We start from the raw sequence: 8,952 nt of genomic DNA on the forward strand, positions 1-8,952 counted from the left end.
TTGCCGGCGATTGGGCCGCAAAGCGGCCCCTGTCAGCGCCAGCGCGCCATCACGTCGGGTAGCTGCGACAACCGTTGAATCTGCGCATCCGGCGCCTGTTCACCCGCCCACGCCTTGCCCTGCGGGTTGAACCACACCGCACGCAACCCGGCGCGCTGCGCCCCGCCAATGTCATCGCCTGGGTGGTCGCCCACATGCACCGCCGCGCCTGCCTCGACCTCGCCGCGCTTCAGCGCTTCGAGGAACGGCGCCGGATCCGGCTTGCCGATCCCCAGATCCTCCGCACACAGGGCAAACTTGAAGTAATCCGCCAAGCCCAGGCGGCGCACATCGGCATTGCCGTTGGTGACCACGCCCAAGGTGTAGTGATGGCGCAGGATCTCCAGCACCGGCTGCACCTCGGGGAAGACTTCGACCTGGTGCCGCGCATGCAGGAACACTTCGAACCCTTCGTTGGCCAGCTCCTGCGCGTGCTTCTCGCTGTAGCCGACCTCTTCCAGGGCATGGAACAGTACCCGCCGGCGCAGGGCGCTGATGCGGTGCTTGAGGCCGGGCTCGGCCTGCACCAGGCGCTCACGGATGGCGAACAGGTGCTCTACCGGCACGCCGCCGAGAATCGGTGCATTGGCCTGCAGCCAGTCGCGCAGCACGACTTCCGCGCTGGCGATCACCGGCGCGGTGTCCCACAGGGTGTCATCGAGGTCGAAGGTGATCAGCTTGATGCTCATGAGTCAGTGCCTTTGCTGCGTTTGGCCCGAGGGTGGGCGCTGTCGTACACCGCGGCCAGGTGCTGGAAGTCCAGGTGGGTGTAGATCTGCGTGGTGCTGATGTCGGCGTGGCCGAGCATTTCCTGCACCGCGCGCAGGTCCTGGGACGATTCCAGCACATGACTGGCGAAAGAATGGCGAAGCATGTGCGGGTGCAGGTGTTGGCCCAGTTCACGCTCGCCGGCAGCCTTGACCCGCATCTGGATCGCCCGTGGGCTGAGCCGATTGCCCTGGCGGGTGATGAATACGGCGTTGTCGCGTGGGCCACCGATGCCTCGCAGCTTGAACCAGGCCTGCAGCGCCTCGCGGGCCTTGCGCCCCACCGGCAGCACGCGCGCCTTGCCGCCCTTGCCCAGCACCTGGACCAGCCCGGCGCCGAGGTCGAGGTATTCGAGGTCGAGCTGGGTCAGTTCCGAGAGGCGCAGGCCGGACGAATAGAACAGCTCGAGGATCGCCTGGTCACGGCGGGCGATGAAATCGTCGTCGACGCCGCCATCGAGCAGCTGCAGGGCACGGTCGGTGTCCAGCACCTTGGGCAGCCGGCGCTCGCCCTTGGGCGCGCTCAGGCCGCTGGCGGGGTCGTGCTGGCACAGGCCTTCGCGATTGAGATAGCGATACAGGCCGCGCACAGCCGACAGCAGCCGTGCCAGGCTGCGCGAGGACTGGCCTTGGTGGTGCTGGCGGGCCACAAGCTGGCGCAGTTGCTGGATCTGCAGGTCGCTCCAGCCCGCGATGCCCTGGTTGTTGCAGTACGCGATGACTTTATCGAGGTCGCGCCGGTAGGCCAGCAGGGTGTGTTCCGACACCTGGCGCTCGTTGCGCAGGTGTGCGCAATAAGCTTCCAGCTGGCGTTCCATCAGCGCACCGGACGCAGGGTCTGGGTCAGGCGTGGGACTACCCGGCCTAGTACTTCGGCGATGTAGCCGAGAAACAGCGTGCCGACGCTGCTCTTGTAGTGCTGCGGGTCACGGCTACCGATCGCCAGCACGCCGTGCAGCCCTTGGTATTCCAGTGCGGCGACGGCGCTGGAGCCCACTTCGAGGCGTTGCTCCTCACCGAACAGGAAGGCCAGCTCTTTCTCGCGCAGGTTGCCACTGACCGTCTTGCCGCCACCCAGCAGCCCGCCGATGGCCTGCTGGGCCTCGGCGTTGCTGACCCAGCGGCCGACCGGTGCGGCGTTGTCGCCGAACAGGATCAGGCTGACGAACGGCACCTGGAACTCCTGGCGCAGGCTGTCTTCGACCGCCATCACCACTTCTTCCAGGCTGCCAGCGTCGAGCAGGTCGAGGATCAGCCGGCGGGTCTTGTCGAACAGCCGGTCGTTGTCCCGGGCCACGTCCATCAGTTGCGACAGGCGATGGCGCATTTCGATATTGCGGTCGCGCAGCAGCTTGAGCTGGCGCTCCACCAGCGACACGCTGTCGCCACGCTGGTGGGGGATGCGCTGTTCGACCAGCAGTTCGTCGTGTTCGGCGAAGAAGGTCGGGTGGGCGCGCAGGTAGGCGACCACCGCTTCGGCATCGAGCTCACTGGACTGCTGGGGTACAACCTGGGGCTGATCGGTCATGGCGGTTACTCGCTTAGAGACGAACCTGTCCTTCGTAGACGCGCACGGCTGGGCCGGTCATCAGCACGGGCTTGCCGGGGCCGGCCCATTCGATGTTCAGGCGGCCACCGGGCAGGTCGAGGGATACCGGAGAGTCCATCCAGCCTTGGCTGATGGCAGCCACGGCGGCGGCGCAGGCGCCGGTGCCGCACGCCTGGGTCTCGCCCGCACCCCGTTCCCATACCCGCAGGTTGGCGCGATGGCGGTCGATGACCTGAATGAAGCCGGCGTTCACCCGCTGCGGGAAGCGTGGGTGATTTTCGATCTTCGGGCCCAGGGTTTCCACCGGCGCGCTGCGCACGTCATCGACGCGCAGCACGGCATGCGGGTTGCCCATGGAAACGGCGGCAATCGAGTGGACCTGGCCGTCGACTTCCAGCGGGTAGTTCAGCGCCTGCTCATCGGCAACGAACGGGATCTCGGCCGGAACGAAGCGCGGAGGGCCCATGTCGACGCACACCTGGCCATCGTTCTGCACGTCCAGCACGATGATGCCGCTCTTGGTTTCCACGCGGATGCGTTTCTTCGCGGTCAGACGCTTGTCCAGCACGAAACGGGCGAAGCAGCGCGCGCCGTTGCCGCACTGCTCGACCTCGGAGCCGTCGGCATTGAAGATCCGGTAGCGGAAGTCCACTTCCGGGTTGTTCGGCGCTTCGACGATCAGCAGCTGGTCGAAGCCGATGCCGGTGTGGCGGTCACCCCATTGCTTGGCGTGCTTGGGCTGGATGTGGGCGTGTTGACTGACCAGGTCGAGGACCATGAAGTCGTTGCCCAACCCATGCATCTTGGTAAAGCGCAGCAGCATGGGTTCACTCCGGCAGCAGGCTTTCGCCAGCGTACAGTTCGGCGACGGTCTCGCGACGGCGCACTTCGAAAGCCTGGTCGCCGTCGACCAGGATTTCTGCGCAACGGCCACGGGTGTTGTAGTTCGAGCTCATGACGAAACCATAGGCGCCCGCCGACTGTACGGCCAGCAAGTCGCCTTCGGCCAGGTTCAGCTGGCGGTCCTTGGCGAGGAAGTCGCCGGTCTCGCAGATTGGCCCGACCAGGTCGTAGGCACGGCCTTCGCCTTCGCGTGGGGTGACCGCGCTGACGCCCATCCAGGCCTGGTACAGGGCCGGGCGGATCAGGTCGTTCATCGCCGCATCGATGATGGCGAAGTCCTTGTGTTCGGTGTGCTTGAGGTATTCCACGCGGGTCAGCAGGGCACCGGCGTTGGCCACGATGTAGCGGCCCGGTTCGAACACCAGGGCCAGGTCACGGTCGCCGACGCGCTCGCGAATGGCCTTGATGTAGTCGGCTACCAATGGCGGCTCTTCATCGCGATAACGCACGCCGACACCGCCGCCGAGGTCCAGGTGGCGCAGGTGGATGCCACATTCGGCGAGGCGGTCGATCAGCACCAGCAGGCGGTCGAGGGCGTCGAGGAACGGGTCGACGGTGGTCAGCTGCGAACCGATGTGGCAGTCGACGCCGACCACTTCCAGGTTCGGCAGCTGCGCGGCACGCACGTAGATGGCTTCGGCGTCGGCGATGGCGATGCCGAACTTGTTCTCTTTGAGGCCGGTGGAGATGTACGGGTGGGTACCGGCATCCACGTCCGGGTTGACCCGCAGCGAGATCGGGGCAACCTTGCCCATCTCGGCGGCCACAACCTGCAGGCGCTCGAGCTCGTCGGTGGACTCGACGTTGAAGCAGTGCACGCCGACTTCCAGGGCGCGGCGCATGTCTTCACGGGTCTTGCCGACGCCGGAGAACACCACGCGATCGGCACGCCCGCCGGCGGCCAGCACACGCTCCAGTTCACCGCCGGACACGATGTCGAAACCGGCACCCAGGCGCGCCAGGATGTTCAGCACGCCAAGGTTGGAGTTGGCCTTGACCGCGAAGCAGACCAGGTGATCGACACCTTGCAGGGCGTCGGTATAGCTGCGGTACTGGGCTTCGATGTGGGCACGCGAGTACACGTAGGTGGGGGTGCCAAAACGTTCGGCGATGGCCGACAGGGCCACGCCTTCCGCGAACAGTTCACCGTCGCGGTAGTTGAAAGCGTTCATGTGATTTCCTTACTGCGCAGGCGACTGCTCGGGCTCGATGGGCTGCTCGTCCTGCGGCTGTACCGCCGGCGCGTGCTGGTGCTGATGCGACTTGTGGCTGCCTTTGCCATCCTTGCCATCTTCAGGCAGGTACAGAGGGCCTTTCTGACCGCAGGCCGAAACGAGGCAGGCAACCGCGACCAGCGCCGCAAGTGAGGAAATCAGGCGCTTCATGGGTGAAATCCTTTGAAATATGCAGTATTGCGCCCGAGTATACCGAGCGACCGGCGGATTGCCTATGCAAGAGCCGGTCCGCCGGGCGGGCTATGCTGATGGGCCAGCGGCTAACCTTTGCATTCAGCGCCAAGCGCCCGTATCTTGCCCGGCTTGCCTGTAATGCAGCCAATTTCGAGGTTCCTGCAATGAGTTTGAGCGAAGCGCGTTTCCATGATCTGGTCGACGCCACCCAACAGGCTTTGGAAGACCTGTTCGACGAGAGCGGCATGGACCTGGACATGGAGAATTCCGCCGGCGTCCTGACCGTCAAGTTCGACAACGGCAGCCAGCTGATCTTCAGCCGCCAGGAGCCGCTGCGCCAGCTGTGGCTGGCCGATCGTTCCGGTGGCTTCCACTTCGACTACGACGAAGAGAGCGGCAAGTGGGTGTGCGAGAAGAGCGAAGAGCTGCTGGGCGAAATGCTCGAGCGCATCGTCTGGGAGCGAGCCGGCGAGAAGCTGGACTTCGACGAGATCTGACATGACTGCCCAGGCGCGGCCAGCCAAGCCGCTGTACAGCAACATCAGCCCCGCGGTGCCTTCGCCGTGCATCAGCGTCTGCCGGCTGGATGAGCACAAGGTGTGCACCGGCTGCCATCGACACGTCGAGCATATTCGTGAATGGCGCTCGGCCGACGATGAACGGCGCCGGCAGATTTGCCGTGAAGCCGAGGCCTTGCGCGCACGGGCTTGAGTATTTGCCCGTCTGTGGTAGTGTCGAGGCATGCGTCGCTGACGCCACAGTATTCACAAACCCCGCCCTTGGGCGGGGTTTTGCTTTATCTGCCCATCGAAAACCGCCTGTTGAAAGGAGCCTGACTGGATCATGAGCACCAAGCCTTCCCTCATCCTCACCCGATTGGACGTACAGCGTCTCGAGCGCCTGATCGACAGCCTCGACGAAAGTACTCCGGGTGTGCTCGCCCTGCAGGAGGAGCTGGACCGCGCCGAGCAAGTGGTCAGCCATGAGGACGTGCCAGCCGGTGTGGTGACCATGAACTCGCGCGTGCACTGCCGCGAAGAGGCCAGCGGCAAGGACTACCACCTGACGCTGGTGTATCCGAAGGATGCAGGCGGCGAGGGCAAGGTCTCCATCCTGGCGCCCATTGGTTGCGCGTTGCTGGGCCTGTCGGTGGGCGAGCAGATCGACTGGCCGGCCCCAGGGGGCAAGACCCTGAAGCTGAAGCTGCTGGAAGTTGAATATCAGCCGGAAGCGGCGGGTGATTTCGACCTCTGATTCAAGGCTCCAGGGTTGCCTGCAACTGCGCCAACCCATCATTGAGCGCCTGCTCGAGCGCTCGCTTGTAGCGCAAGTACAGCAGGGTCGAACCCTGCTCATCCTCGAGCAGCTCTGACAGGTCCAGGTCGGTGATATAGCAGCGGTAGTGCCCGGCACTGCGGCGCTGGCCGAGGATCTGCCGGGCGACCACGGCATACAGCTCGTCACCATGTTCCAGCTCGGAAAACTCCTGCTGGTCGCAATACAGCGTGACATGCACTTCATCACCCGCGCCGGCCTGCAGAATGGCTTGCACCTCGTAGTACGGCTGGTCATTGCCATCGCGTGGCGCTGGACGGGCCTCGCTGCTGCGCGCCTTGCCTGGCCCTGAGGGCAGCAACTGGGCGTAGTGGATCTGCAGCGAAGCCTGCTGCACATAGTCCAGTGGCAAGCGCGCATCGCGGCGCATCACCACCGACCGCAGAAAGCGCTGAATCGGCAGCAGCAGGTGACTTTCGTCATGCAGTGGCAGACGCTGCTGCCACAGGGCGTTGTATTCATCCAGCACATAAAGGTCGGCCCAGCCGTCGAGCAGTCGGTAGAACACCTGGATGCAGTCAGGGCGGCCTTGTTCCAGCACCAGCGGCAGGTCGTGGTCCTGCAAGGCATTGGCATCCAGGTGCAGCGGGCTGTAGACGTTGCGCTCTTCACCCAGGCAATCGAGCACGGCGGCATGCCCGGCCAGCGTCGTCAGGTTGACCTGTCCGGGCAGCAGCTCCAGCACATGGGTGTGCTGCGCCACTTGCACGAGGTAGCGGTAGTTGCGGTCCTGGTCGAGCAGCAGCTGCACGGTGTCGAAAATGTCCTCGACCCGCTGGCTGATGGCTTGCGCGCGGTTGTGGCAGAAGCAACGCACCCGCACCCGCGGGCGGTGGCTGCGCTGGCCGAGACTGTTGAGGAAGTCGCGCAGGCAGCGCAGCAGGGCGTGCTCGCCGTCGTAGCGCTGCACCAGCACTTCGTTCCAGCTGTTCAGGGTGATCTGGTCGAGCGTCAATACCAGGTTTTCGCGAACGCCTGCGTAGCTCAGCGAGTCGGTGCGCTCGGTGGTCATCAGGATGTTCAGGTCGCGGTGGTGGCGCAAAGGGTCGACGCCAACGTTGACCAGCAACAGGATCTCGTCGGCCACGCTGGGTTGCAGCAGGCGCACTTCGCTGACCGGCTCCAGCGGCAGGGGGATGCTCTGCTGCAGGCTGCCGATCAGGTTGAACAGCTCGAATTCGCTGAGGTCGCTTTCGCCTGGGTGCAGCGCCAGGCGCGTGCTGCTGTCGATGACGCCGTTGCGGTGGGCCCAGGCCAGCAGTTCGAGCAGCTCGCGGCAGCGCTTGATCGGGCTGAAGTGCTCCCATTCGTGCACGCCCAGGTTGCCGTTGTACAGCCCCCAGTGGTGACTGCCGGGCTCTTTTCGGTTGGGTGACTGGACCAGGGTCAGGGTGTCTTCGGCGAGGTCTGGGGCAATGCTGGGGTTGATCACTTCGATCTTGCCGGCACGGCGTTCGAACGCCGCGTACAGGCGTCGGCCGAGGACGTTCAGGTCGCGCTGGTCGGCGCGATTGCTGGCATTCTGGTTTTGGGCAAATTGACCGAGAAAGCGATAGCTATGGTTGAGCTCGGCCACCAGTTCGCGGCGCTCGACCGCTACCTGGCGCACCTTCCATTGGCTGCGGCTGTCGAGCAGGGCCAGCTGGCGTTGGTCCCAGCCCCATTCGTCCGCCAGGCGTTGCAGAAGCCGGCGCTGCCAGCCGTTGTTGCGGGTGCGATCGAGGCCGCTGAGCTTCTTGTTGACCTTCAGGTACAGGCTGCGCCGTACCAGTTCCAGGCGCGTGGTTTCACCGCGTTGCTGCAGGTAGTGTTCGATCCGCCGGTAAACCATTACATAGGGATCGAGTTCGTCGAGGTCCAGGCGATTGGCGAACACTGCCTGCTTGTAGTCCAGGCTCAGGCAGCGCACGGCGGGATGCTCGCTGGCGTACACCTCGGTCAGCAGCAGCTTGAGCAGCGACTTGTACGGCGAGTCGATGCCCTTGAACAGCTGCCACAAGCCGGCCCCGACGAACTCGCCGGGCGGGATATGCGCCAGGTGGCCGAGGTCGAGGGCATCGGTGCTGCGGATGAAGCGTTTGTTCAGCAAGGTGTCGCTGTAGCGCTGGTAGTTCTGCTCTTCATAGACCGGCACCAGCCACCATAGCGGCGTGCGCCCGGCCAGCCATATCGCGGTGCGGTAGAACTCATCGAGCAACAGGTAGTGCTGGGTCGTGCCACAGTCGTCGGAGCTGAGCTGGCCGTCGCGCTGGCCATTGGCGAAGCTTTGCGGGTCGATCAGGAAAAAATGCGCTTCGGCGCCCAGGCTGGCCGCCCAGGTTTCGAGCAGCTGGCATTTGCGCTGCAGTTCTTCGCGCGGGCCTTCGGCCAGGCCAGGGGCGTGGCAGACCCACAGGTCCATGTCACTCTGCTCGGCCTGGGCCAGGGAGCCGAGGCTGCCCATCAGGAACAGGCCGTGGATGGGGCGGTGGGGGTTACCCAGGCGCGTCTTGTAGCTGAACGAACGGGCCAACCGCTGGCCTTCGGCAACCAGATCGGCAGAGGGCTCGAAGCCTGATACGCCTGCTGGCGTGCTGCCGGAGACATAGCCAGGCAGCAACGGATGGTTGACGTGGAACAGCAATGGCAGGAGGGTCAGCACCTGTTGCTGGCGGGTCGAAAGCCCCTCCATGGCGCGCTCGAGCCGGCCCTGGTTCAGCTGCAGGAACCGCGCACGCAGCTTCGCCAGCACCTTGCGGTCGATGCCGTCGTGCAGGTCTGGGCGGATTTCGTGGGGCTGGTTCATTGCGCACTCAGGGGCAGTCTGGGGAGCTGAGGCGAGTTTAACCTGAGTGGAGCACTCGGATAAGCAGCACGTGGGTTCTTGACGCCATTTTTCTAGCGGCTGTGCGGGCGCTATCGCCGGCAAGCCGGCTCCCACATCGATCACCGCTGACCTTGTGGGAGCCGG

Annotated in this window: 10 protein-coding genes; 3 read left to right on the forward strand and 7 right to left on the reverse strand. The window is 64.8% G+C overall.

Annotated elements, in window-relative coordinates:
- Positions 1-32: 32 nt before the first annotated feature.
- From PMI38_RS19970 to lptM, 6 genes are read right to left on the reverse strand one after another with little or no spacing between them, the layout of a single operon-like run.
- The gene (locus tag PMI38_RS19970; RefSeq protein WP_008097782.1) at positions 33-728 is read right to left on the reverse strand and encodes an HAD family hydrolase; all 696 of its coding nucleotides are present in this window, start codon (positions 726-728) and stop codon (positions 33-35) included.
- Positions 725-1,624: a tyrosine recombinase XerC gene (gene xerC, locus PMI38_RS19975; RefSeq protein WP_008097784.1), complete on the reverse strand. Its 900-nt coding sequence runs from the start codon at positions 1,622-1,624 to the stop codon at positions 725-727. Before xerC ends, PMI38_RS19970 begins: the two co-directional genes overlap by 4 nt.
- The gene (locus tag PMI38_RS19980; protein WP_008097786.1) at positions 1,624-2,334 is read right to left on the reverse strand and encodes a DUF484 family protein; all 711 of its coding nucleotides are present in this window, start codon (positions 2,332-2,334) and stop codon (positions 1,624-1,626) included. The genes xerC and PMI38_RS19980 overlap by 1 nt, the downstream gene beginning before the upstream one ends.
- Positions 2,335-2,347: 13 nt before the next feature.
- The gene (dapF, locus tag PMI38_RS19985; protein WP_008097788.1) at positions 2,348-3,178 is read right to left on the reverse strand and encodes a diaminopimelate epimerase; all 831 of its coding nucleotides are present in this window, start codon (positions 3,176-3,178) and stop codon (positions 2,348-2,350) included.
- Positions 3,179-3,182: 4 nt separating this feature from the next.
- A complete protein-coding gene (lysA, locus tag PMI38_RS19990; RefSeq protein ID WP_008097790.1) occupies positions 3,183-4,430 on the reverse strand; it encodes a diaminopimelate decarboxylase in 1,248 nt (415 codons plus the stop codon).
- A gap of 9 nt (positions 4,431-4,439) precedes the next feature.
- Entirely contained in the window at positions 4,440-4,643 is a 204-nt protein-coding gene (gene lptM, locus PMI38_RS19995) for an LPS translocon maturation chaperone LptM (protein WP_008097792.1), read from the reverse strand.
- A gap of 188 nt (positions 4,644-4,831) precedes the next feature.
- On the opposite strand from lptM, the gene cyaY reads away from it, so the two are divergent.
- From cyaY to rnk, 3 genes are all read left to right on the forward strand, one after another.
- The gene (gene cyaY / locus PMI38_RS20000) at positions 4,832-5,164 is read left to right on the forward strand and encodes an iron donor protein CyaY (RefSeq protein WP_008097793.1); all 333 of its coding nucleotides are present in this window, start codon (positions 4,832-4,834) and stop codon (positions 5,162-5,164) included.
- A 1-nt stretch (position 5,165) separates the two neighbouring features.
- Entirely contained in the window at positions 5,166-5,378 is a 213-nt protein-coding gene (locus PMI38_RS20005; protein ID WP_008097795.1) for a DUF1289 domain-containing protein, read from the forward strand.
- Between the two features lie 132 nt (positions 5,379-5,510).
- Entirely contained in the window at positions 5,511-5,921 is a 411-nt protein-coding gene (gene rnk / locus PMI38_RS20010; protein ID WP_008097797.1) for a nucleoside diphosphate kinase regulator, read from the forward strand.
- Between the two features lies 1 nt (position 5,922).
- On the opposite strand, the gene PMI38_RS20015 is transcribed toward rnk, so the two are convergent.
- Positions 5,923-8,787: a class I adenylate cyclase gene (locus PMI38_RS20015; RefSeq protein ID WP_008097798.1), complete on the reverse strand. Its 2,865-nt coding sequence runs from the start codon at positions 8,785-8,787 to the stop codon at positions 5,923-5,925.
- Positions 8,788-8,952: the final 165 nt, after the last annotated feature.

This window comes from Pseudomonas sp. GM84, assembly GCF_000282535.1.
Taxonomy (GTDB): domain Bacteria; phylum Pseudomonadota; class Gammaproteobacteria; order Pseudomonadales; family Pseudomonadaceae; genus Aquipseudomonas.